The 24902-nt window shown below is 46.6% G+C and carries 21 protein-coding genes; 11 read left to right on the top strand and 10 right to left on the bottom strand.

Annotation, left to right across the window (positions count from 1 at the left end):
• The first annotated feature begins 64 nt into the window (after positions 1–64).
• From dut to Vgang_RS00985, 5 genes are all read left to right on the top strand, one after another.
• Positions 65–523, top strand: coding sequence for a dUTP diphosphatase (gene dut / locus Vgang_RS01005; RefSeq protein ID WP_105902635.1), 459 nt, complete (start codon positions 65–67; stop codon positions 521–523).
• Between the two features lie 153 nt (positions 524–676).
• Positions 677–1267, top strand: a complete 591-nt coding sequence (gene slmA, locus Vgang_RS01000) for a nucleoid occlusion factor SlmA (protein WP_105902636.1) — start codon at positions 677–679, stop codon at positions 1265–1267.
• Between the two features lie 160 nt (positions 1268–1427).
• Positions 1428–2402: an LpxL/LpxP family Kdo(2)-lipid IV(A) lauroyl/palmitoleoyl acyltransferase gene (gene lpxL / locus Vgang_RS00995; RefSeq protein WP_105902637.1), complete on the top strand. Its 975-nt coding sequence runs from the start codon at positions 1428–1430 to the stop codon at positions 2400–2402.
• 462 nt (positions 2403–2864) lie between these two features.
• The gene (gene recG / locus Vgang_RS00990) at positions 2865–4946 is read left to right on the top strand and encodes an ATP-dependent DNA helicase RecG (RefSeq protein ID WP_105902639.1); all 2082 of its coding nucleotides are present in this window, start codon (positions 2865–2867) and stop codon (positions 4944–4946) included.
• 398 nt (positions 4947–5344) lie between these two features.
• Positions 5345–6709 (top strand): uracil-xanthine permease family protein, encoded by a 1365-nt coding sequence (locus tag Vgang_RS00985; protein WP_105902640.1) that lies wholly within the window; start codon positions 5345–5347, stop codon positions 6707–6709.
• A 412-nt stretch (positions 6710–7121) separates the two neighbouring features.
• On the opposite strand, the gene envZ is transcribed toward Vgang_RS00985, so the two are convergent.
• The 3 genes from envZ to greB form a co-directional block, all read right to left on the bottom strand.
• The gene (envZ, locus tag Vgang_RS00980) at positions 7122–8450 is read right to left on the bottom strand and encodes a two-component system sensor histidine kinase EnvZ (protein ID WP_105902641.1); all 1329 of its coding nucleotides are present in this window, start codon (positions 8448–8450) and stop codon (positions 7122–7124) included.
• Positions 8451–8614: 164 nt separating this feature from the next.
• Complete coding sequence (ompR, locus tag Vgang_RS00975; protein WP_105902642.1) at positions 8615–9337, bottom strand: osmolarity response regulator transcription factor OmpR; 723 nt, start codon at positions 9335–9337, stop codon at positions 8615–8617.
• Positions 9338–9512: 175 nt separating this feature from the next.
• A complete protein-coding gene (greB, locus tag Vgang_RS00970; RefSeq protein ID WP_105902643.1) occupies positions 9513–9992 on the bottom strand; it encodes a transcription elongation factor GreB in 480 nt (159 codons plus the stop codon).
• A gap of 198 nt (positions 9993–10190) precedes the next feature.
• Between greB and Vgang_RS00965 the strand changes: the two genes are divergently transcribed.
• Complete coding sequence (locus Vgang_RS00965) at positions 10191–12512, top strand: Tex family protein (protein WP_105902644.1); 2322 nt, start codon at positions 10191–10193, stop codon at positions 12510–12512.
• Between the two features lie 354 nt (positions 12513–12866).
• Positions 12867–13811, top strand: coding sequence for a DUF4382 domain-containing protein (locus tag Vgang_RS00960; RefSeq protein ID WP_105902645.1), 945 nt, complete (start codon positions 12867–12869; stop codon positions 13809–13811).
• Positions 13812–14469: 658 nt separating this feature from the next.
• Here Vgang_RS00960 and glpK read toward each other — a convergent pair.
• The gene (gene glpK, locus Vgang_RS00955; RefSeq protein ID WP_105902646.1) at positions 14470–15969 is read right to left on the bottom strand and encodes a glycerol kinase GlpK; all 1500 of its coding nucleotides are present in this window, start codon (positions 15967–15969) and stop codon (positions 14470–14472) included.
• Between the two features lie 29 nt (positions 15970–15998).
• Positions 15999–16850, bottom strand: coding sequence for an MIP/aquaporin family protein (locus Vgang_RS00950; protein WP_157946031.1), 852 nt, complete (start codon positions 16848–16850; stop codon positions 15999–16001).
• A gap of 276 nt (positions 16851–17126) precedes the next feature.
• Between Vgang_RS00950 and glpD the strand changes: the two genes are divergently transcribed.
• Both glpD and Vgang_RS00940 read left to right on the top strand, forming a co-directional pair.
• Positions 17127–18689, top strand: a complete 1563-nt coding sequence (glpD, locus tag Vgang_RS00945; RefSeq protein WP_105902647.1) for a glycerol-3-phosphate dehydrogenase — start codon at positions 17127–17129, stop codon at positions 18687–18689.
• Positions 18690–18797: 108 nt separating this feature from the next.
• On the top strand, positions 18798–19559 hold the full coding sequence (locus Vgang_RS00940) for a DeoR/GlpR family transcriptional regulator (protein ID WP_105902648.1): 762 nt from the start codon (positions 18798–18800) through the stop codon (positions 19557–19559).
• A 184-nt stretch (positions 19560–19743) separates the two neighbouring features.
• On the opposite strand, the gene bioH is transcribed toward Vgang_RS00940, so the two are convergent.
• The gene (gene bioH, locus Vgang_RS00935; RefSeq protein ID WP_245879946.1) at positions 19744–20538 is read right to left on the bottom strand and encodes a pimeloyl-ACP methyl ester esterase BioH; all 795 of its coding nucleotides are present in this window, start codon (positions 20536–20538) and stop codon (positions 19744–19746) included.
• An 83-nt stretch (positions 20539–20621) separates the two neighbouring features.
• Between bioH and Vgang_RS00930 the strand changes: the two genes are divergently transcribed.
• Together Vgang_RS00930 and nfuA are read left to right on the top strand one after the other, a co-directional pair.
• A complete protein-coding gene (locus tag Vgang_RS00930; protein ID WP_105902650.1) occupies positions 20622–21332 on the top strand; it encodes a ComF family protein in 711 nt (236 codons plus the stop codon).
• Between the two features lie 85 nt (positions 21333–21417).
• Entirely contained in the window at positions 21418–22005 is a 588-nt protein-coding gene (nfuA, locus tag Vgang_RS00925) for a Fe-S biogenesis protein NfuA (RefSeq protein ID WP_105902651.1), read from the top strand.
• A gap of 147 nt (positions 22006–22152) precedes the next feature.
• Here the strand turns inward: nfuA and cysQ are convergent, their stop codons facing one another.
• The 4 genes from cysQ to Vgang_RS00905 all read right to left on the bottom strand — a co-directional run bounded on the left by cysQ (position 22153) and on the right by Vgang_RS00905 (position 24902).
• A complete protein-coding gene (cysQ, locus tag Vgang_RS00920) occupies positions 22153–22980 on the bottom strand; it encodes a 3'(2'),5'-bisphosphate nucleotidase CysQ (protein ID WP_105902652.1) in 828 nt (275 codons plus the stop codon).
• 3 nt (positions 22981–22983) lie between these two features.
• Positions 22984–23553: an ADP compounds hydrolase NudE gene (gene nudE, locus Vgang_RS00915; protein WP_105902653.1), complete on the bottom strand. Its 570-nt coding sequence runs from the start codon at positions 23551–23553 to the stop codon at positions 22984–22986.
• A 69-nt stretch (positions 23554–23622) separates the two neighbouring features.
• Positions 23623–24381 carry a type II secretion system protein N gene (locus Vgang_RS00910; protein ID WP_157946032.1) on the bottom strand — a complete coding sequence of 253 codons (759 nt, stop codon included), beginning with the start codon at positions 24379–24381 and terminating at the stop codon, positions 23623–23625.
• 11 nt (positions 24382–24392) lie between these two features.
• Positions 24393–24902, bottom strand: coding sequence for a type II secretion system protein M (locus Vgang_RS00905; RefSeq protein ID WP_105902654.1), 510 nt, complete (start codon positions 24900–24902; stop codon positions 24393–24395).

Genomic DNA, 24902 nt, shown 5'->3' with positions numbered 1-24902 from the left:
CTCAGTTGCTACAAAGCGATATAAAAGACAATCATTCTAAATAGACAAAATAGAAGACCATTTCATGACTAAGAAAATTGATTTAAAAATTCTCGATAGCCGCATTGGTGAGCAATTTCCGCTTCCAGCTTATGCAACAGAAGGCTCTGCTGGTTTAGATCTTCGAGCTTGTCTTGATGAAGCACTCACGGTAGAGCCAGGTCAAACGCATCTTGTTCCGACGGGTCTTGCTATTCACATTGCCGATCCTAGCCTTGCTGCCACTATTTTGCCTCGCTCTGGCCTAGGTCATAAACACGGTATCGTACTTGGTAACTTAGTTGGTCTTATCGATTCTGATTATCAAGGCCAATTAATGGTTTCGGTTTGGAACCGCGGCCAAGACACGTTTACGATTGAGCCGGGCGATCGCATCGCGCAATTAGTGTTTGTGCCTGTGGTACAAGCTGAATTTAATCTTGTGGAAGATTTTGATGCGACAGAACGCGGCGAAGGTGGATTTGGGCATTCGGGTAAAAAATAGTTTTCGACTTTCGTGACTAGGACGCTTCGCTACTCGTATCTCGATAAAACTCGCGTCCTATTCAACACCATCATCCTCAAAGTGACATTATTTCGAGCAACGAGTCACGCGAAGCAAAGCGCTCGAGAATCGTATTAACGTTAAGGAAAAACCATGGCTGGGCCAAGAAAAAATAATCGTCGTGAAGAAATCCTCCAAGCGTTGGCGCAAATGTTAGAGTCAACCGAAGGGGCATCGCGTATTACTACAGCGAAACTGGCTAAACAAGTCGGGGTCTCTGAAGCGGCGCTGTACCGTCATTTCCCAAGCAAAGCCCGCATGTTTGAAGGCTTAATTGAATTTATCGAAGATGCACTTCTATCCCGCATTAACCGCATCTTGTCTGAAGAAAAAGACACATTGAATCGCATTCGATTGGTACTACAACTATTATTAGCTTTTGCTGAGCGTAACCCCGGGCTATCTCGCATTATGTCTGGCCACGCGTTAATGTTTGAAAACGAGCGTCTGCGCAGCCGTATTAACCAGTTGTTTGACCGCATTGAAACCCAACTACGCCAGATTTTACGTGAGCGTCAAATTCGTGAAGGTAAAAGTTTCCCCGTTGATGAATCTGTATTAGCGGCGCAATTACTCGGCCAAGTCGAAGGCAGCTTAAATCGATTCGTACGCTCAGATTTTAAATATCATCCCACGGCGAATTTTGATCAATATTGGGCGTTGTTGAAAGCGCAGATGGATTAATAACGAAACTCGTTATGCGGGCGCTTCGCTACTCGTTTATAGGAATACAACACCCGCTGCAAGTATAGAAATCATTTCGAGCAACGAGTTACGAGAAACGCAGTGTCCGAGATTCGTAATCTTTTAATCATCATTACGTATAAAATGTAGAGATAAATAAATGACCGATAAGAAATCATCCCAACAAGAAGAATCTCTCGTCAGTTTTGTTCCACCCAAATTCTCAATTGGTTTACTGCATCCGAAATACTGGGGAGTTTGGCTTGGTTTTGGTTTTATTGCTTTATTAGTCAATATTTTGCCTTATCAAGTTCAATACTGGATGGGTCGCAGCCTTGGCTTTTTATCCATGTTTGTGGTGAAAAAGCGCGTTAAAGTGGCGCAACGCAATTTAGAACTGTGCTTTCCGGACATCAGTAAAACTCGCCGTGATTACATTGTGCGTGAAAACTTTAAAAATACCGGATTTGCTCTGTTTGAAAGTGCGATCGCCTGGTTTTGGCCAGACTGGCGCTTAAGAAAGCGAGTTGGCTTTTACCATGTTGATCGTTTAACCAAATTTGAAAAAGAAGGACGTGGCACTCTTATTTGTGGTGTACATGCATTAAACCTTGAATTAACGGCTCGCTGTTGTGCTCTGTTCTCACCGGGTTATGGCGTGTATCGTCCGCACAACAACCCTGCTTATAACTTTATTCAACATTGGGGCCGCACTCGCAGTGGTAACATCATGGTGGATAGAAAAGACGTGAAAGGCATGCTTAAAGTGCTACGCAAAGGGAAGAAGTTATTCTACTTGCCAGATCACGATTACGGCCCGAAAAATGCGGTGTTTGTGCCTTTCTTCGCCGTACCCGATGCGTGTACTACAACGGGTACCAGTGTGTTGGTCGATGCCAGCAAATGCGCGGTTTTGCCGGTTTCCTGTTTCCGCGTTGGCTTCCGTTACGATTTCCGTATTGAGCAAGACATCAGCGAAGGTTTCCCACGTCGCGATCCAGAAGGTGCCGCCATTCACATGAATAAAACGGTCGAGAAACTGATCCTACGTGGTGGCGATCAATGGATGTGGCTGCACAAGCGCTTTAAAACCATGCCAGATGGGCAGAATAAAGGGATTAGGTATAGGGACTAAAAGAGAAAGGATTGTTGCGTGATGCGTGAACGCTGCGCTCCGTGTTGCGAAAAGAGCAAGAGCGTATATCGTATTTCGTATTTCGGGCGCTACGCTGCTCGTTTCTCGAAAGAGCGAAAAGCAAAAAATTGTCACGAGAGCCGAGAGCGCTTCGCTGCTCGTATCTCGAAAGAGCAAAAAGAGATACGAGAGCCGAGTGCGCTTAGCTCCGTGATGCGAGAAAAAGCTTTTCCACGCTTCTCGCATCACGCTATACGAAACGGCTCTTTTGCTTTTCGGCTCCCGAGCGTAGCGTCCTCACTAATAAGCGTCATTCCAGCCGAGCCTAAGCGAGAGCAGGAATCTACTAACAACGGTGCTGGACATAGATCCCTGATAGCTCCTCCGTCGCTTCAGGGATGACGGGAATTTAGGTTAAGGTCTCGATTTTCTAGTCTCCATAAACTAACAACGAGAAACGACATGCAACCAAAAATCCTTTCATCTATCCCTTTAACTTCGCTGTCGGGCGTAGGGGCTAAGGTGGCTGAAAAGCTAGCGAAGATTGGTTTGCATTCGGTTCAAGATCTACTGTTTCATTTGCCGCTGCGCTACGAAGATAGGACCCGCATTTTTCCCATAGCCAAATTACACGCAGGCTTATTTGTTGCCATTCAAGGCCGAGTGATGAGTTGCGATACTCACTTTGGTCGCAAAAAAATGCTCACAGTCAAAGTCAGCGACGGCAATGGCACGCTCACTCTGCGCTTTTTCAATTTCAATGCAGGGATGAAAAACAGCTTTGCTGAAGGTCGCCCTCTCTATGCTTACGGTGAAATCAAACGTGGCAACATGGGGCTGGAAATTGTCCATCCCGATTATCACTTTTTATCGGGGAGTGAGGCACCGCAATTAGAACAAAGCCTGACACCGATTTACCCAACCACCGAAGGGCTGCGTCAAAACACACTCAAAAATCTCACGGACCAAGCACTGGAATTATTAGACAGCGCCGCCGTCAGTGAACTCTTACCCAGCGGTTTGTACGATCATCAAATCACGCTCAATCAAGCGCTGCATATTATTCATCGCCCTTCACCAGATATCGACTTACAGCAATTTGAGCTTGGCAAACATCCAGCCCAACGTCGCTTAATCATCGAAGAATTATTGGCGCAAAACCTGTCGATGCTCGATGTACGCAGTCAAGGCCAGCAAGATGCGGCACTGCCACTCAACTGCCAAGGTGAACTAAAACAGACATTGCTCTCAACGTTACCGTTTTCTCCAACCCGTGCTCAAGCGCGCGTGGTGCAAGAAATAGAACAGGACCTACGCCAACCTCATCCTATGATGCGTTTAGTGCAAGGCGATGTGGGCTCCGGCAAAACCTTAGTTGCAGTACTGGCCGCCACACATGCACTTGAACAAGGCTATCAAGTAGCATTAATGGCCCCTACCGAATTACTTGCCGAACAGCACGCGCTCAACTTTGCTCAATGGTTAGAACCGCTCGGCATTCCGGTTGGTTGGCTCGCTGGTAAACTCACCGGTAAAGCCAAACAAACTCAACTTGACCGAATTTCCTCAGGTGAAGCCAAAATGGTGGTCGGCACGCACGCGCTGTTTCAAGAGCATGTCGAATTTGATCATTTGGCCTTAGTGATCATTGATGAACAACACCGATTTGGTGTCCACCAGCGTTTAGAGTTACGCGAAAAAGGCAAGAAGCAAGGCACCTATCCGCATCAATTGATCATGACCGCAACACCGATCCCGCGCACCTTAGCCATGACCGCTTATGCCGATTTAGAAACCTCGATCATCGATGAACTTCCGCCGGGACGCACGCCGATCCAAACCGTGGCAATTGCCGATACCCGCCGCAACGACATCATTGAGCGAGTACGAGTTGCCTGTGCACAAGAAGGAAAACAAGCGTATTGGGTTTGTACTTTAATTGATGAATCAGAAGTGTTGGAAGCGCAAGCCGCGGCCGATACCGCCGAAGAACTGCAGCGTCAATTATCCGAACTCAACATTGGCTTAGTGCATGGCCGTATGAAACCGGCTGAAAAGCAACAAGTGATGCAACAATTTAAACAAGGCGACTTGCATTTACTGGTCGCCACTACGGTGATTGAAGTTGGGGTGGATGTGCCCAACGCCAGCTTGATGATCATCGAAAACCCAGAGCGCCTAGGCTTGGCGCAACTTCATCAATTGCGTGGCCGTGTTGGTCGAGGCTCCGTCGCCAGCCATTGTGTATTGCTCTATCACGCTCCGCTGTCTAAAACGGCGCAAAAACGCCTTGGGGTACTACGTGAAAGTAACGATGGCTTTGTCATTGCGCAAAAAGATCTCGAGATCCGCGGCCCCGGTGAAGTGCTTGGCACCAAACAAACCGGTCTTGCCGACTTTAAGATCGCCGACCTATTGCGTGATCAATATTTGATCCCTGAAGTGCAGCGAATTGCACGTCACCTACATCAGCAATATCCACAACATGCCAAAGCGATCATTGAGCGATGGTTGGGAGATAGAAGTGGGTATGTGAAGGCGTAGGATCGGGTATCGGTGCTCGGACGCTGCGCTGCTCGGAAAAGCGAAAAGATTGATACGAGAGCCGAGTACGCTTCGCTCCGTGTTGCGAGCAAAAGCTTTTCCACGTTTCTCGTTTCTCGTATCACGCTACACGAAACGGCTCTTTCGCTTTTCGGCTCTCGAACGCAGCGTCCCCGCAACTCGGATCTTCTGCTCTTAGCTCTTCCTAGCCACGAGAAGTGAAACGCCCGAAAACCGAGTACCGAACCCGCTTTTCGACTCTCGAACGCAGCGTCCTCGCCCCTCAGCTCTTGCTTTTGCTTTTGCACGCAAACGATTGCTTTTTGTTGTCAAATTCCTATAATAGCCACCACCAATTACTGACTTATTGGTCAATTATTAAACCTCCAAGGAAGCTCATGACTACGCCGCAAACACCTCGCCCCACTGAATTGGTTTATCAACTCAACGACCGTCCACCACTGCCACAGACGATCTTTGCTGCGCTGCAACACTTGCTCGCTATGTTTGTAGCCGTTATTACTCCCTCTTTAATTATTTGCCAGTCGTTGGGTGTACCGGCCGATCAAACCAATACCATCATCAGCATGTCACTATTTGCATCAGGCATTTGTTCATTTATTCAAATTCGTACCATTGGCCCGATTGGCTCAGGTTTACTTTCGATTCAAGGCACCAGCTTCAACTTCTTAGGTCCAATTATTGGTGCGGGCTTATCTTTAAAAGCAGGCGGCGCGTCGATTGAAACTATGATGGCAGCAATTTTTGGCACCATTCTAGTAGCTTCCAGTGCCGAGATTTTGCTATCACGCATTTTGCAATACGCACAAAAAATCATTACTCCACTTGTTTCAGGCATTGTGGTTACTCTGATTGGTTTAACCCTGATCCAAATCGGCTTGGTCTCGATTGGTGGCGGCTATGGCGCGATGGAAAACAGCACCTTTGGCAGTTTAGATAACCTAGCTCTAGCCGGTATTGTGCTGGCGCTGATTGTGGTGTTAAACCGCGCTAAAAACCCGTATTTACGTGTCGCTTCGATTGTGATTGCCATGTTTGTTGGCTGCATTGTGGCTTACTTCATGGGCATGCTAAACCTCAATGACAGCGCTCAACATGACCTCATCGCGCTTCCTATTCCAATGCAATATGGCCTTGGTTTTGATTGGTCATTGTTCATTCCATTAGTCTTGATTTTCTTAATCACGGCACTTGAAGCGATTGGTGATATTACGGCTACTTCGGAAGTTTCTGGCGAGCCAGTTGATGGCCCAGTGTACTTAAAACGCATTAAAGGCGGCGTGCTTGCTGATGGTTTGAACTCAGCGATTGCGGCGGTATTTAACAGCTTCCCGAATTCCACGTTCAGCCAAAACAACGGCATCATTATGCTAACCGGTGTGGCTAGCCGCTATGTCGGTTACTTCATCTCTGCCATGTTGATTTTATTAGGGTTATTCCCAGGCGTCGCTAGCTTTGTACAACTTATTCCTGAGCCAGTATTGGGCGGCGCAACCATTGTGATGTTCGGTACCATTGCCGCAGCGGGCGTGCGTATTATCTCGCGTGTGGATTTAGACCGTCGCGCCATTTTAATCATGGCACTGTCGTTTTCGATGGGATTAGGCATTGCGCAAAAACCAGAGATTCTTCAGTTTATGCCTGAATTTATTAAGAGCATTTTCTCATCAGGCGTAGCGGCAGGCGGGATCACAGCGATTGTGTTGAGTATGGTGCTGCCAGCGACGAAGGAAGAAAAATAGTTATTCGGGGCTCGGGATTCGGGAGCTGCGCTGCTCGTTTCTCGGAAAAGAAAACCGAATCTCGTTACTCGGTCGCTGCGCTGCTCGTTTCTCGAAAAAGAAAAAGCCGACGACATCATTCCAGCCTATAAACTCTAAATAAATCGTCATCCCTGAGGAGCCGCAAGGCGACATCAGGGATCTACGAAATTCATACCGTTGCTAGATCCCTGATAACTCGTCCCTCGTTTCCGGGATGACAATTTTTTACTCGCAACAGCCCCTCCTACCAAGCTCTTTCGAGTAACAAGAAGTGAAACGCCCGAAAACCGAGTACCGAACCCGCTTTTCGGCTCCCGAGCGCAGCGTCCCCGTCACTCGGCTCTCTGCTTTTCCTAGAAACTAGAGACTAGGAACTGAACTCGCTCCCGCTTTACCCCTTTTTCTTCTTCGCGGTTGGAAAACTAATCTGCACTTTCAAGCCGCCTTCGCTGCGGTTAGTCACCAAAATTGCACCTTGATGCTGGCTAACGATACGCTTCACTATCGCTAAACCTAAGCCTGCGCCTTCACTGCTGCCGCGAGCTGCATCACCTCGAGTAAAGGGTTCAAACAATGAATCTAATTTGGCTTTATCAATACCTGGGCCGTTATCTTCTACCGTGACCCAAACCAGTTTACTATCGGCGGTCATACCGGTTGAAACGCGAATCCAACCATCACCATAGCGAATGGCATTAACAATCAAATTGGACACCACTCGTTTCATTGCCACGGCTTCACCGAGCGCATGACGAATATTATTGGCGACTTGCAGTTCAAATTCGGTGCTGTGCTTATCTTGTTCCGCCATCACCACATCGGACACAATCTGATTCAAATCGATCGGTTTATGATCATGCACTTGAGCCGGTTTTAAATAATCCATAAATTGGCTGATGATCTCGTTACACTCCTCGGTGTCTTTAATCATGCTTTCTGCCAAATAATCATCTTCTGGCGACATCATTTCAGTGGCTAAGCGAATACGAGTTAACGGCGTGCGTAAGTCATGGCTGATGCCAGACATCAATAGCGCGCGGTCTTCTTCTAACGCCTGAATGCCTTTCGACATTTGGTTAAACGCTTTGGTTACCGCCAAAATTTCAGTTGAACCTTTTTCTGGCACCGGCTCTGGAATTTCACCTTTACCGACCTTTTTCGCCGCGGCTTCCAATGCCACCAGCGGGCGATTTTGCAAACGCATAAAGAACCACATACCGGCAATCAACACCAAAGCAATCAATAAGCTATTTCTAAATAAAGGTGCGAAGTCTTTTTCAGTCAATTCGGTTAGTGGAATACGAATTAAACGGTTAGGCAAATCATCAATTTTCAGCCACAGCACATAACTTTCTTTGCCAAGAATAAGTCGGACTTCGGTCGGTGAGCCCACTTGTTCCCCCATTTCTTCACTCAGAAAATCAATCACCGAGGCATGATAAAACTCTTGCGCTTCTGGGCTGGAATCAGGATAAATCGACACCCCAAGTTCGGCTAAAAGTTCCCGTCGAAATGGTCGCTCATTAATATCGCTATTTTTGAGCATGTCTTCTTCATCCAGCATCACCCGCACTTCATGAGACAAAATACGGTTGAACTGTTTTAGACTCGGCAACAATGCGTAGTTAAACACGATCAAGTATGACAACACTTGGCTGGCAATCAGCAATAGCACTAAGAAAAAAACGGTTTGAGTTCGAGAACTGCGAAAACGAAGCATGGGGAGATCCGAGTTATAGATAAAAATTTAAGTCATGAAGCCGTGTTGATATTCGGTTTACGAGTTTAGGCGCTTTGCTTCTCGTGTCTAGAAAAAGATAAAAGCGCATTGCGGTTAGGCTCTGCGCTTTTTCGAGTGACGAGCAACGAGATTCTAGCCTCGCATTACACTTTTTTACCATCCGGCACAAACACATAACCCAATCCCCACACCGTTTGAATATAACGTGGGTGGCTTGGGTCTTCTTCTAACATGCGGCGCAAGCGTGAAATTTGAACGTCGATAGAACGCTCCATCGCTGAATATTCACGGCCACGAGCCATGTTCATTAGCTTATCACGCGACATTGGCGTGCGAGCGTGGGTCACGAGGATCTTCAATACCGCAAACTCACCGGAAGTCAGTGGCATTGACTCTTCACCGCGGAACATTTCACGCGTACCTAGGTTTAAGGTGAACTCACCAAATTCAACGATTTCTTCATCTGAACTTGGCGCACCTGGGGCTTCTACCGATTGACGACGCAATACTGCACGCAAACGAGCCAGTAATTCACGAGGATTAAATGGTTTTGGCAAGTAATCATCCGCACCGACTTCCAGGCCAACGATGCGATCAATCTCATCGCCTTTCGCGGTCAGCATGACGATAGGCAGCTGGTTATTGTCTTTACGCAAACGGCGGCAAATCGATAAACCATCTTCACCGGGTAGCATCAAATCCAACACCATCAAGTGGAAGTTTTCGCGCGTTAACAGACGATCCATTTGTTCAGCATTCGCCACGCTACGAACTTGAAAGCCTTGCTCTGCTAAATAACGCTCTAGCAATGAACGCAGACGAGCATCGTCATCAACCACTAGAATTTTATAATTTTCTTGTTGCATCCATTTATTCCTATTCAGTCTTTGCGGGCAAATACCACCCAACTACAAATTACCTTCAGAATACTGAAAAACTAAGGGGATTGTCTTTAACTAACTTCATATTTGTAACAAATACATACCCTTTTTCTGGTCTTTTCTTATCAATTTGCCTTTAGGTATGCTGATTATCAATCCATTATGCTTTTTCATAATAGATTTGATTGATAAACCACTCTTTATCACCGTCGGGGGTTTTCACCACCACATCATCATCCACTTCTTTTTTCAGCAAAGCGCGCGCCATGGGTGAGTCAATTGAGATGTAATCTTTGGCATCACCATAAATTTCTTCAGGGCCGACAATGCGAAACTTCTTGATATCACCCGCTTCATTTTCAATTTCTACCCAAGCGCCGAAAAACACTTTGCCTTCTTGCTGCGGCGAGTAATCCACCACGGTCACTTCGGGTAAGAATTTACGTAAAAAGCGCACACGGCGATCAATTTGACGTAATAAACGTTTATTGTACTGATAGTCAGCATTCTCAGAGCGATCTCCAAGACTGGCCGCCCAAGTAACTATTTTAGTGATTTCTGGGCGTTTTTCATGCCACAGATGGTCATGTTCCGCTTTGAGCTTGTTGTACCCTTCTCGGGTGATCAGCTTGGTTTTCAAAACAATTTCCTGATAAAAAATTCATTACACAGTTAACGTCATTCTACTGATATTTCAAAGATGTTTATCACTCAAGATGAGATGAATTGTGTTAATTTCACGACAACTCAGGATTAAAGGCTTGCTCCACCTAAAATTACCTTGCAGAATTCCACACAATTATATACCTAGGTATAAAACACCATAAAGAGAGACGTTATGAGCCAACAGAACACCATCTGTCAGATTATTGCTCAAGAATTGAATGTTCGTGTTGAACAAGTTCTTGCCACCGTTACCCTTATTGACGATGGCAACACCGTGCCTTTTATTGCGCGTTATCGTAAAGAAGTCACTGGCGGGTTAGATGATACCCAACTGCGCAGTTTAGACAGCCGTTTATCTTACTTACGTGAGCTTGAAGATCGTCGTCAAACCATTCTCAAATCGATCAAAGATCAAGACAAACTCACGCCAGAGCTTGAAAAAGAAATCCTCGCTACCGACAGCAAAACGCGCTTAGAAGACCTTTACCTTCCTTACAAGCCGAAACGCCGCACTAAAGGTCAAATCGCGATTGAAGCTGGCCTTGAACCACTAGCTGATGATTTATGGCAAAACCCTCAACTCGATCCGGAAGTGGAAGCAGCCAAATACATCAAAGACTCGATTGCGGACACTAAAACCGCACTCGATGGTGCACGCGCGATTTTGATGGAACGTATGGCCGAAGATGCCGACTTGCTGGAAAAAGTGCGTACTTACTTGCAAAAAAATGCCGAATTGCAATCTCGTGTCGTCAGCGGTAAAGAGCAAGAAGGCGAGAAGTTTAAAGATTACTTTGAGCACAATGAGTTGATCAGCCGTGTGCCTTCTCACCGCGCATTAGCCATGCTACGTGGCCGTAATGAAGGCTTTTTGCAACTGTCGCTCAATGCTGATCCTGCTCAGGAAGACAGCGTGCGTGGCTCATACTGTGAAACCATTATTGCCGATCATTACCGTATTCACTTCAATAACCATCCAGCCGACAATTGGCGCAAACAAGTGATCAGCTGGGCATGGCGCATTAAGATTTCGATGCACCTTGAAACCGAGCTGATGGGCGCAATGAAAGAACGTGCTGAAATCGAAGCCATTGAAGTGTTTGCTACCAACTTAAAAGACTTGCTAATGGCCGCGCCTGCGGGTCCTCGCGCCACATTAGGTTTGGATCCGGGTTTACGTACCGGCTCTAAAATTGCCGTGGTCGATGCCACCGGTAAAGTACTGGCAACCGAGACGATTTACCCTCATCAGCCACATAACAAAGTCGAAGCCTCAGCCAATACTATTTTGAAGTTGGTGAAAGCACATAATGTGGATTTGATTGCGATTGGTAATGGTACCGCTTCTCGTGAAACCGACACTTTTGTGGCAGACATCATCAAGCGTAACAACTTGAAAGTGCAGAAAATCATGGTCAGTGAAGCGGGCGCTTCCGTGTATTCCGCTTCAGAACTGGCAGCCAAAGAGTTTCCTGATATGGATGTGTCTTTGCGTGGCGCCGTATCGATTGCTCGTCGCCTGCAAGATCCATTGGCAGAGCTGGTAAAGATTGATCCAAAATCCATCGGGGTTGGCCAATACCAACACGATGTCAGCCAAAGCATGCTGGCTAAACGTCTGGATGCGGTCGTAGAAGACTGTGTAAACGCCGTCGGTGTGGATGTGAATATGGCGTCAGCGGCACTGCTTACTCGCGTGGCAGGTTTATCAACAACAATGGCACAAAACATCGTCGATTACCGTGATGAGCAAGGTCGTTTTGAATCACGCAGCGCCCTCAAAAAAGTGCCTCGTTTGGGGCCAAAAGCCTTTGAACAATGTGCTGGCTTCTTACGTATTATGGATGGCAAAAACCCTCTCGATGCCTCTTCTGTACACCCTGAAGCCTACCCTGTAGTGAAGAAGATTGCTGAGAAAACCGGTAAAGCCACCAAGGCACTGATTGGTGACAGTGAGTTTTTACGCAATCTACGCGCCGCCGATTACACCGACGAGACCTTTGGTCTGCCAACGGTGACTGACATCATCAAAGAGCTCGACAAACCGGGCCGTGACCCTCGCCCAGAGTTTAAAACGGCGACCTTTGCTGAAGGCGTAAACGAAGTCAAAGATCTCGAACCTGGCATGATCTTAGAAGGGGTTGTATCGAACGTAGCCAACTTTGGTGCTTTCGTTGATATTGGTGTACATCAAGACGGCTTAGTGCACATCTCCGCGCTGACCGACCGCTATGTGTCGGACCCACGCGAAGTGGTTAAAGCCGGTGACATCGTCAAAGTCAAAGTGATGGAAGTCGACATTCAACGTAAACGCATCGGCCTATCAATGCGCTTAACCGATGAGCCGGGTGAGCAAAACGCACAGCGCAGTGCAAAACCAAGCGGTGATCGTCGCGCACCTCGTCAACAGCCACGTCAAAGCAAGCCAGAACCAATTGGTGGTGGCGCAATGGGTGGCGCATTCGCGGCCGCGTTTGCTAAAGCGAAGAAGTAGGTAGACGTTACTCGAGTGACGGGCGCTCCGCTGCTCGTTACTCGAAAAAGCGCTCGCCCCAAAAGTCGTCATTCCTGCCGAGCTTTAGAGAGAGCGGGAATCTTATTACAGCGTGCTGTATATAGATCCTCGATGTCGCCTAGGCTCCTCAAGGATGACGCCTTTTTACACCACCTCCGCCGCTTTTTCTCTTTCAAGTAACGAGCAGTGAAACGACCGAGAATCGAGTATCGAAACCACTCTTCCCGTCAATCCTCCGTCAATAAATGTTAAATAACCGCAAGTGCTATTAACATTTTTATCACATTACCTAAAATTAGATTCTCTACATTCTAAAAAATACATGAGGGAATCATGAAATATTTAACAGCAGTGATAGCAACGTCAGCTTTAATTCTTAGTGGTTGTGGTGGTTCCGACTCAGACGATAGCGACCCACAAAAAACCGCGAATGTTTCTTTTGCCGTCTCCGATGCACCAGTAGATGAAGCGCAAAATGTTTATATTGGCATTACACAAATTGAACTTGTTCCCCAAAGTGGCGACTCGATTACCTTAGATGTCGAACCGGATTCCGCCGGAGTGGATTACCACCAAATTGATCTGCTTGCCTATCAGGGAAAAGATTCAAAACTCATTATTACCGATGAACCTGTTCCTGTCGGTGAATACAAGAACCTTATTTTGCATGTCACTAAAGAAAGCGGCATCAATAAAGTGATTGATAATGCGGGAGAGCAGCCACTCAAACAACCGAGCAATAAGTTAAGACTGGGTAGCTTCACTGTGACGGAAGATGCCACTCAAGCCTTTACTATTGAGTTTGATTTACGTAAATCTCTGGTATTACGAGGGAACGCTAATAACAACAATGGATACATCCTCAAACCGCATGGCGTTTCAATTATTGATAATGAAAGCGCGGCTACTCTAAATGGTGCTATCACGACCATTACAGATACCTGCCTCGCGACAGAAGATAATTTTGTCTACCTTTATCAAGGTTCAAATTTAGACAGCACTAAACTCGGTGATTTATACGACGAGAATGACGAAGAATTTAGCTCAACGTCAACGCTACCAGAAGGAACAATTGAACCTTATGCTACTGCTAAGCTCGATGAAGCAGGCACGTATGAATTCGGCTTCTTACCCAGTGGCACTTACACTGTCGCATTATATTGTGGTGGCGAAGCGGATGATTCTATCCAGTTTGATGGTTTGACGATCCCTCAACCCGATGGTCAAGTGAAAGAAACAACGTTGACTGAAGGTGAAACGACTACCGTTAATTTTTAAAAGGTAATTCGTCGCTCGGAAAGCGAAAGGCCAGAGCGAGGAAGAGCAAAAGATTGTCGCGTGATGCGTGAAAGCTTCGCTTCGGGTTACGAGAAAAAGCATGAACGTGACTCGGTTTTCGGGCGCGTTGCTGATTCTAGCTCGAAAGATCTTAGGATGGATGATGTCATCTAGAAAGACGTCATCCTGAATAGCGACGAAGGAGCGTAGTTCAGGATCTCCTACAGTAATTGATGTATCAACACGCTGTAGGAGATTCCGTATCTTCTTCGCCTAGGCTCATGTACGGAATGACGTTATTTATTCTCTATTTCAATACATAAACAACGCATCTGCTTTTATCTTTTCCAAGTAACGAGCAGTGAAACGACCGAAAACCGAATACCATAACCCGTAACCGCTTTTCGGCTCCCGAGCGAAGCGTCCCCGAATCTCGGATCTTCTGATTCTTGCTTTTCCAAGCTACACGAAACACGCAACTAGAAACCACTCTTATCTTTACCGAGCCACGAGCAGCGTAGCGCCCGAAAACCGAGTACCGTACACGCTTTTCGGCTCCCGAGCGCAGCGTCCCCGAATCTCGGCTCTCCTGCTCTTGCTTTTCCAAGCCACGAGCAGCAACGCGTCCGAGAAGCGCAGCGCCCGAGACTCGTTATTTTTACTCCTCAATCCAGCCTTTCGCGCACTCTACTGCTCGCTTCCAGCCGTTATGACGACGTTCACGTTTGCCATCATCGGCGCAAGGTTTAAAAGCTCGGTCTAGCTCTGACTTATGTTTCAGCTCATCAATGCTACCCCAAAAACCCACGGCAAGGCCGGCAAGGTATGCAGCGCCTAACGCGGTGACTTCAGTGACAACTGGGCGTTGAACTTCGGTGTTTAACACGTCCGATTGGAACTGCATTAAGAAGTTATTGGCTACCGCGCCGCCATCGACTTTCAAGAAATCAAGCTTGATTCCTGAATCGGCCTGCATGGCTGAAATCACATCCAATGACTGATAAGCAATACTTTCCAAAGTGGCACGGATAATGTGGTTACGGTTGACACCACGCGTTAAGCCAACAATCGCACCACGAGCATACGGGTCCCAATGTGGAGCACCTAATCCAGTGAAAGCCGGCACGACATAAGCACCGTTTGAGGTATCTACTTTGGTCGCGAAATATTCGGTATCAGCAGCATCACTAATCAATTGCAATTCATCACGTAACCATTGAATCGATGCGCCACCCATAAATACTGCACCTTCGAGGGCATAGCTCACTTCGCCTTTAGGTCCACAAGCAAGGGTGGTTAATAAGCCATTTTTCGAGGTCACTTTTTTATCGCCGGTGTTCATCAATAAGAAGCAACCTGTGCCATAAGTGTTTTTCGCTTGTCCGGCTTCCACACACATCTGCCCAAACAACGCCGCTTGTTGGTCACCCGCAATACCGGCAATGGGAATACGGGTTCCGCCTTTACCACCAATGTTGGTTTGCGCATACACTTCAGACGATGACTTCACTTCCGGCATCATAGACTTAGGAATGCCAAGCTCATCAAGCAATTTGTCGTCCCACTCAAGGGTGTTGATATTAAACAACATAGTACGGCTGGCATTGGTTGGATCCGTCACATGAGTGCGGCCTTGAGTCATATTCCAGATCAGCCATGAATCGACGGTACCAAATGCCAATTCGCCTTTTTCAGCTTGCTCTCGTGCGCCTTCCACGTTATCAAGAATCCACTTTACTTTGGTACCCGAGAAATACGGGTCGACCACTAAGCCGGTGTTTTCTAAAATATACTCTTCAAGACCGGCTTTTTTCAGTTCTTCACAAATACTCGCAGTACGGCGACACTGCCACACAATGGCATTATAAACCGGCTTACCCGTAGTTCGGTTCCACACCACGGTGGTTTCACGCTGGTTAGTAATACCAATACCGGCAATCTCATCCGAATGTAGGCCGCCTTTCGCCAGTGCTTCAACCAGAGTCGAGCTTTGCGATGCCCAGATTTCCAATGGATCATGCTCAACCCACCCGGCTTGCGGATAAATTTGAGTAAATTCACGCTGCGCACTGCAAACAATATTGGCATCACGATCGAGTACCACTGCGCGAGAACTGGTTGTGCCTTGATCCAAAGCGACGATGTATTTCTTTTCCATGTTATTTTCCTATTTATATCGTGATGTTGTTATGCGTTATTAGTTGAAACTTGTGGTGCATTCTCTGCCGGATCATTTGGCTGTTGATCCACTTCTGCTAGATAGGCACCAATGACTTTTGGATATAACCAACCACCGAAACAGGCGCCGAGAATAGGAGCAGCAATCGGCACAATAAAGTACGGAATATCTTTGCCACCAGTTAACGCCATATCGCCCCAGCCAGCCAGGTAAGCAAAAAACTTCGGTCCAAAATCACGCGCAGGGTTCATCGCAAAGCCAGTCAATGGACCAAGAGAACCACCGATTACTGCAATTAATAGCCCAACTAATAAAGGTGTGACGGCTCCGTTTGGTGCGCCATTTCTATCATCACCCAGCGCTAAAATCACAAACATCAATACTGCCGTAATGACAAATTCCACCGCAAAAGCACCGCCAAAACTTAAAGCGGGATTTGGGTAGGTTGAGAAAATACCAGCTAATGCCAGGCTATCCTGTGATCCACGCACCATAGAGTGAAGCGTTTCATATTGAGTAAAGAGATTGCTGTATAAAGCGTACACTAAAGCAGCAGAACTGAACGCACCGAGCAATTGCGCACCAATATAAGGAATGACTTTTCTTTTATCAAAGCCATGAAATAAGGTGAGAGCAATGGTTACCGCAGGGTTCAAATGTGCGCCGGACACCCCACCCGCGCAATAAATAGCCACAGCAACCCCTATCCCCCAGATGATACTGATTTCCCATTGTCCAAAGCTGGCTCCAGTTAGCACTAGAGCAGCAACACACCCTACCCCGAAAAAGATCAGTAACCCTGTACCGATAAATTCCGACAAACACTCTCCGAGTAATTGATTTTTATTTGTTGTAGACATTTGACGACCTATTTTTAGTTATTGGCAGATCTACTTCTAAAAAGATCCTAGTTATTGGAATAATTCGAACTGAAAGCTACAACATGTAACAAATATGTAAACAAACAATAATCACAAATGTGCGTACGCTCAAATTTTTAACTATTCGAGCAATAAAAATAAACATAAAAACAAAAAAGAACATAAATATGATCTAGACAGTTTATTTATTTTCGGTAAATTATAACAAAAATGCTCGAACGAACATTTTATTGATAAATTCGAACCGAGGTTAAGATGACAAAGAAAGAAAATGTAAATGAGGTGTTAGATCTCATCGTCGTGGGTGGCGGGATCAATGGTGCCGGTATCGCAGCGGATGCTTCTGGCCGAGGATTAAACGTAGCCCTCTATGAAGCGAACGATTTTGCTTCCGCTACCTCATCAGCAAGCTCAAAGCTTATCCACGGTGGTCTGCGTTATCTTGAGCATTATGAGTTTCGCTTAGTGTCAGAATCACTGGCTGAGCGTGAAGTGTTACTCAAAAAAGCACCGCATATCGCGAAACCAATGCGTTTTCGTCTGCCTCATCGCCCATTTTTACGCCCAGCATGGATGATCCGTGCCGGTTTATTCCTTTACGATCATCTCGGTAAACGCGGCTTATTTGCAAAAAATGAAACTTTGAAAGGAAGCCATGGCGTCGATTTCCGCCAAACCAATGTCTTAAAAGAAGAAATGGTTAAAGGCTTTGAATATTCAGACTGCTGGGTGGATGACGCCCGGTTGGTCTTGCTCAATATTCAGCAAGCAGAGCAGCAAGGTGCCGAAATCAAGAACTATTGTGTGGTTGAAAAAGCGGAACGCATTGGTGATATCTGGCAGGTATCCCTATTGGATAAGCGCACTAACACGCGCTTTGAACGTCAATGCCACGCTTTAGTCAATGCCACCGGTCCTTGGGTGCGCAGTTTTATTACCGATAACATGAACGCTCAATCACCTTATGGGATCCGCTTGATCAAAGGTTCACATATTATTGTGCCGAAGATCCACCAGGAAGAGCAGGCGTATATTCTGCAAAACGACGATCAACGCATTGTGTTTGTGATACCCTACCTGGAAGACTACTCGCTGATTGGTACCACCGATGTTGAATACCAAGGCGATCCAAGAAAAGTCGCCATTGATGATGCCGAGATTGACTACTTGATTAAGGTTGTGAACCAGCATTTCATTCACCAGATCGCACGCCAAGATATCGTCTCGACTTACAGTGGCGTTCGTCCATTGTGTGATGATGAATCCGACTCTCCACAAGCCATCACGCGTGATTACACCTTATCGCTTGAACAGGAAGGGGAAGAAGCGCCATTACTGTCCATTTTTGGTGGTAAGTTAACGACCTATCGTAAGCTCGCGGAATCGGCCATGAAACAACTTGCGCCTTTCTTCCCACAAATGGGTAATGCTTGGACCGCGGGTTCTATCTTGCCGGGTGGCGAAGGCTATGATGAAAATTTATTAGCGATGAAATTACGCCAGCAATGCCCTTGGCTTACTGATAAAACCATTCGTCGTTACTGTCATCAATATGGGGTGAATACACAACGCATGCTGCAAGGTATTGAGGACGAAAGAGATATGGGACAACGCTTTGCTCAAGGTGTCTATCAATGTGAGATCGATTACTTAATCCAACATGAATACGCCTACACCAGTGACGATATTTTATGGCGTCGCACCAAGCTAGGTATTGTGCTTAGCCAAGTGGAACAGGCGCTAGTGAATGATTATATCGAATCAAAGTCGCAAAACGCTCAAAACAAAACGTTCGATAACACTCAAAAGGTGGGATAAATATAACGATTTGAGCATTTATTGTGGGCTAATTCGTGGATACATTGCCTTTCATTATGCAAATCACGTACACTCTTTCTGGTTGTTAGCGAAAAAAGGGAAAGTAACGTGAGAGCAAGTGAAAGGCATGCGAAAATTATTGAGATAGTCAAAGCACAAGGCTATGTCAGTACCGATGATTTGGTTGAGATGTTTGACGTCAGCCCACAAACCATTCGTCGTGATCTTAATGAGCTTGCCGATGCCAACAAAATCCGCCGTAATCATGGTGGCGCCACGCTGGCAACCAGCGCTGAAAACTCGCCTTATAGCGACCGTAAAGTCATGAACCAAAACGAGAAGAATAAGATTGCTCGTGCTTTGGTGAAGCATATTCCTGACGGTTCAACCTTATTTATTGATATTGGCACGACTCCTGAAACCGTGGCAAAAGCGTTATTAGAAAGCCACCAGCAACTTCGAATCGTCACCAACAACATTAATGCTGCCATCATTTTAATGAGTAAGCCGGAATTTAAAGTGATTTTGGCGGGCGGTGAAGTACGCAATAAAGATGGCGGCGTGACCGGTGAAGCCACGCTCGATTTCATCTCTCAATTTCGTTTAGATTTCGGCATTTTAGGCATCAGTGGCGTCGATTTTGATGGTTCACTACTCGACTTCGATTACCACGAAGTGCGAGTCAAACGTGCCATTATTGAAAACAGCCGCGCAGTGTTTCTTCCCATTGATCATTCGAAGTTTGGCCGCAATGCGATGGTAAACTTAGGCAAAATTGATGATGTCGATTTGATTGTCACCAACCAAGCACCACCAAAAGAAATGGCGAGCTTGATTAAGCAGCAAGGGATAAAGATCGAGGTGGTTTAAAAGCCGATTACGGTACTCGGGTTTCGGGCGCTACGCTGCTCGTTACTTGGAAAAGATAGGAGCGCTTGCGTGTTAAGTGGAAAGCCTTTTCTCGCAACACGAAGCGAAGCGTTCTCGCACCTCGCAACAGTCTTTTCGCTTTTTCGAGCCACGAAAAGTGAAACGACCGAGCTTTCGAGTAACGTTAACCACTCTTAACCGTTCCACCCACAAACTCCTCAACCATCCGACAAAACGCCTCATGCTCGGTCATAAATGGCGCATGAGACGAGCTTTCGAATACATGGCATTGACTGTTCGGGGCAAGGTGCGACACATCTTGCTCGACTTTCTTTGGCACTAACCCATCTAAGCGGCCGTATAAACGCAAAAACGGCACTTGTATATCCGCCAACACTGGGCGTAAATCGACCTGGGCTAGAATATCCAATCCAAGCGCAAGTGCTTCGGGATTGGGCATAGGGCGGGAAAAAACTTGCTGCTTAATCGCTTTGACATCTTGCCTTGCCGATGGGCTGCCCATGGCTTGCAGCGTCATAAAGCCTTCAATGGTTTTCTGGAAATTATTGGTCAACTGTGAGGTGAAATCACTGAGTACTTGAGGCTGAATGCCACGCCAACCTTTCTCTGCGGCAAATTTTGGTGAGCTAGCCACGGTAATCAAGCGCTCCACTCGCGCAGGGTGTGTCACTGCAATATTGGTCGCCACCAGACCGCCTAACGACCAACCGACATACACCGCCTTATCTGGCGCTTGAGCTAATACTTGCTGACACATATCCTCTAAATCACTGGCGCTCGCCTGATGACTTAACCCATAGCCGGGCAAATCAACACTGTGCACACAAAACGACTGAGCCAGTGAATCCATCGTCTGCTGCCACACTGCGCCATTCATTCCCCAGCCATGAATCAATACTAAATCTTGCCCTTCTCCTTGGGTTTGCCAGTGCAGCTTGTTTGTTTGCAGCGATGTCATACCTTTTCCTACTAATTTCATACTTAAAGCGTGACTTTTGAATGAATCATGAGTCACTGCTTTATTTTATTAAACGATAAGAAATGAAATTACTACAATCCCTATTGGCTTGGCTACCTCGGCAATGCCATTTATGTCGCTTAACCCTCTCCGAGATACCGCGACATTCGTTATGGTGCGACACTTGTGTTGAGCGACTCACGTCATCCGCACCTCGTTGCCAAGATTGTGGCCTGACGACACTACATACGGTTGCACAATGCGGCCAATGCCTCTCAGAGCCACCACCTTGGGATCGTTTGTATTGCATCAACGATTATAAAGCGCCACTGAAAGAATATATTCAGCAGTTAAAATACCAGCGTCAATTTTGGCTAGCCGCGGATCTTGCGCCTTTGTTAGCGGATAAGATTGAAAATCCAGCGCCAGAATTGATTCCAGTGCCTTTGCATTGGCGCAGAATGTGGAGACGTGGTTTTAATCAAAGTAGTGAGTTGGCAGAGCAATTGGCTCGAACTTGGCGCAAACAAAACAAATCCTATTGTGTAAACCATGAAATATTGCGACGAGTGATCGCCACCCCACAACAAAAAGGGCTCGATAAAAAACAGCGGTTACGCAATACCCGTCATGCCTTCCAACTCGTTCAACCACCCAAACATGACCATGTGGCTTTGGTGGACGATGTCGTCACGACCGGTGCCACCATAAAGCCAATTTGCCAAGCCTTGCGTAAAGCCGGAGTGAAACACATTGATGTGTACTGTTTATCGCGCACCCCATCACCTAAATAAGCAGGATTCCGTAAATTGGTTTGGATCTGAGCAATAACAGGAGTAAAATAGCTTAAAAGCCCACTAAAATAGTCAGGTATTAGTCGTGTCAGATACAATTACTATTACAGAAAGTGCTCAAGCACACTTTGCAAAATTGCTTGAACAACAATCTAATGAAACACATATTCGCGTGTTTGTGGTTAATCCTGGTACACCTAACGCAGAGTGTGGCGTGTCTTACTGCCCACCGGAATCAGTGGAAGCCTCAGATACCGTTTTCGAATTTAAGGGCTTTAACGCTTATGTTGATGAATTAAGCCTGCCTTTCCTAGAAGACGCTGAGATTGATTTCGTTACCGATAAAATGGGCTCACAACTGACGCTAAAAGCACCCAACGCCAAAATGCGTAAATTGGATGATGATGCGCCATTAATGGCCCGTGTTGAATACGCGATCCAAACTCAAGTGAACCCACAGCTAGCCAGTCATGGTGGCCATGTTAGCCTAATCAGTATTTCTGATGACGGTGTGGCTCTAGTTCAATTCGGCGGCGGCTGTAACGGCTGTTCAATGGTGGATGTCACGCTAAAAGAAGGCATCGAAAAGCAATTGATTGATCAGTTCCCAGGTGAGCTAACCGCCGTACGCGATTCAACTGAACACCAAGCCGGTGAGCATTCTTATATGTAATCACGATGCTTGGAGCTCGGATGCTTCGCACTCGTAGCTCGACTTTCATGTTCAATAAAAAGCCAGATCGATAATATTATCGCTCTGGCTTTTTTCGAATCACGAGTAGCGAAGCGCCCGAAATACGAGCTCTCGCTTCGACTTCACTTACATCGCTTGCGTCAGTATCTTCTCCCAACCTATCCCTTCATCGCCAAGCACAATAAAGTTTGGATTTTGTAACGTATCTCGCTCGTTATAAGAAAGTGGTTCAAGTTGAGTGCTGAGAATACGGCCTCCGGCTTCCTCGACAATACACTGTGTCGCGGCGGTGTCCCATTCTCCGGTTGGGCCCAAACGGATATAACAATCCACTGCACCTTCCGCCACTAAACAAGCTTTGAGCGCCGCTGAGCCAAGTGGAACCAGCTCATAGTTACGTGCTGGTGACAGCTTTTCGGTGATCTTATTGATGTTTTGACGACGGCTGATGGCAATCGCAATCGACTGATCGTCACTATCATGTTTTAAGGTGTGAATACGAATGCTGTCATCCATTTCCGGAATTTTCCACGCCCCCTTACCTTTATAAGCAAAATACGTGACGCCCGAAACGGGGGCATAGACCACGCCCATCACAGGATGATTATTCTCAATCAGCGCAATCACAGTGGCAAAATCCCCACTGCGTGCAATAAACTCTTGCGTGCCATCAAGCGGATCCACCAGCCAGTAACGATTCCACTGAGACCGTTTCTTTAGGCTAATATCGGCATCTTCTTCAGACAGAATGGGGATATTCGGCGTGAGCTCTGCTAGGCTTTGCATGATAATTTTATGCGCGGCCAAATCAGCAGTGGTCACCGGAGTATCATCGTCTTTAACGAACTCTTGATAATCTTTATTGTGATAGATTTCCAAGATGCGCTGACCGGCTTCGCGGGCGATGCTAATGACTTGCGGAATAAGATGAGAAAGATCGCTTGAAATTGCCATAAATCACGCTTCCTTTAATAAGCCTTGTGCTTTTAATTCTCGTAATGCCAACATTAACGCACTGATACTGCGTGCTTCGCAAAAGTCCATGTGAGTCAGTAACTCTTCTGCTTGCTGCAAAGGCCAACGAATCACTTCTAGTTCTTCTGGCTCATCGCCCTGTAAACGTTCGGGATACAAACCTGTGGCTAAAAATAATGTCATTCGGCTAGAAAAATAAGACGGCGCGAGCACGACTTGCTTTAAGGCAACAAAATGTTCTGCCCCCATGCCAATCTCTTCTTTCAACTCACGGTTCGCCGCTTGTTCTGGGGTTTCACCCGGATCAATTAAGCCTTTAGGAAAACCCAGTTCATAACGCTCAGTACCCGCAGAGTATTCTCGAATCAGGAGCAAATCACCATCGGCAGTCACTGGCACACTCATGACACTGCCACGATTGCTCGGTTTCATACGCTCATAAGTACGTTCTTCACCATTAGAGAAACGAAGCTCTAGCGATTCAATTGCAAACAGGCGCGACTTTGCCACCACGGAGGTTGACAATATTTCAGGGTGTTGATGTTTTGCCATATCGTTTCTCCTAACTCGAGCCTAGGGTCTTGAGCCCGGTAACATTCAATTCAGTTACATCGAATCCAGTTACAGCTTACCCGCAAAACTGAATTGATAACGACCTTGAGAATTAGGATTACCTAACCACTTAAGCTGTTCTGCCATCGATTGCGGGAAATTCGCGCCTGGCTTAAACCACGCCATCGATTGATAACGAGCTTGTTGATTCAAACTGGCGGTAAACTCACTGCTGACTTGATCGTTATTTTGCTTACCTTTCACTTCAATATTTTGAGCTTGGCAGGTTAGGTCGGCAATCACAGGCCCCGGCGTTAATTGCCCGACGGGTGAAAGGATTTCACTGCCACTCCACGCTAAGCTACCACTGGCTTGCTCACACCAAGGTGCCGCATATTGAAGAGAGGTTAACGATAACTCAAGTTGACCTTTTAACTCAATCGGCGCTCGCATTGGTATATAGCGTAGCACCTGCTCAACGGGTACAGAAGCCAACACATCTTTCGCATACAAACCTGAAAGTCCGACGCCAACGATCCCTTTCCCGGCTAAGCGCACGCTACTGCCTTGACCAAAACGCACTTGATATTGCAGTTTCGCACTCAATAACGAACTCGGTTGCCAGCGCCAAGAGACACCGCCATAACTTTGTCTATTCACCGACAATTGCTGCAATTGCCCATTCCAAATCGTGCCTGAGATTCCCGTGACGTCAATACCACGAGTTTTAGGTAGTTGCTGATACACCCAAGCGGCAGGGATATGAGCCACCAAACTTGCCAACAACACCAAGATAAAAAGACTCAGATACCATTTCAAACCTTTCAACTTCACGCTCCTTAACCTCGCGTAAATTGCAGTCGATTGACATCCACCATACCGGATTGATCGGCACGGTTAATATCGAGATACAACACCTGCAAGCCATATTGGTCACGCAATTGCGCCAGCCAATTAATCAAGGTATTGAATGGTAAGGGTTGCACCCAAACTTGCAGCATATCATCACGCGGTTGCATGCGGATCAACTCGACCTTGTAGCGTGAAGCGGTCGAGGAAATCACTTGATTCATGGGCTGATTACGTTGTACGCCTTGCGATCCCGTTTGAGCGCGTAAAGTCACGATGTTATCAGCCGAATGAGTAACCCAACTCAATAGTTGCTTTTCACTATTCAGGCGCATTTGTGCCTGCTCGGTACGAGCGTTGAGTGGTTGCCAAATTCCCCAGTACACAAAACCAAGCGCAAACAGGCCAAGACACACCAAGACAAGGCGTTGCTCTCGGCTTGAAATACTTTGCCACCATGCAGTAATAGGGGCTAATGCGGTCGTGATTTTTTCATTCAT

It is taken from the genome of Vibrio gangliei, from assembly GCF_026001925.1.
Classification (GTDB): domain Bacteria; phylum Pseudomonadota; class Gammaproteobacteria; order Enterobacterales; family Vibrionaceae; genus Vibrio; species Vibrio gangliei.
Note: the sequence above shows the minus strand (reverse complement) of the source record. Positions and strands in the feature narration are given on the sequence as shown.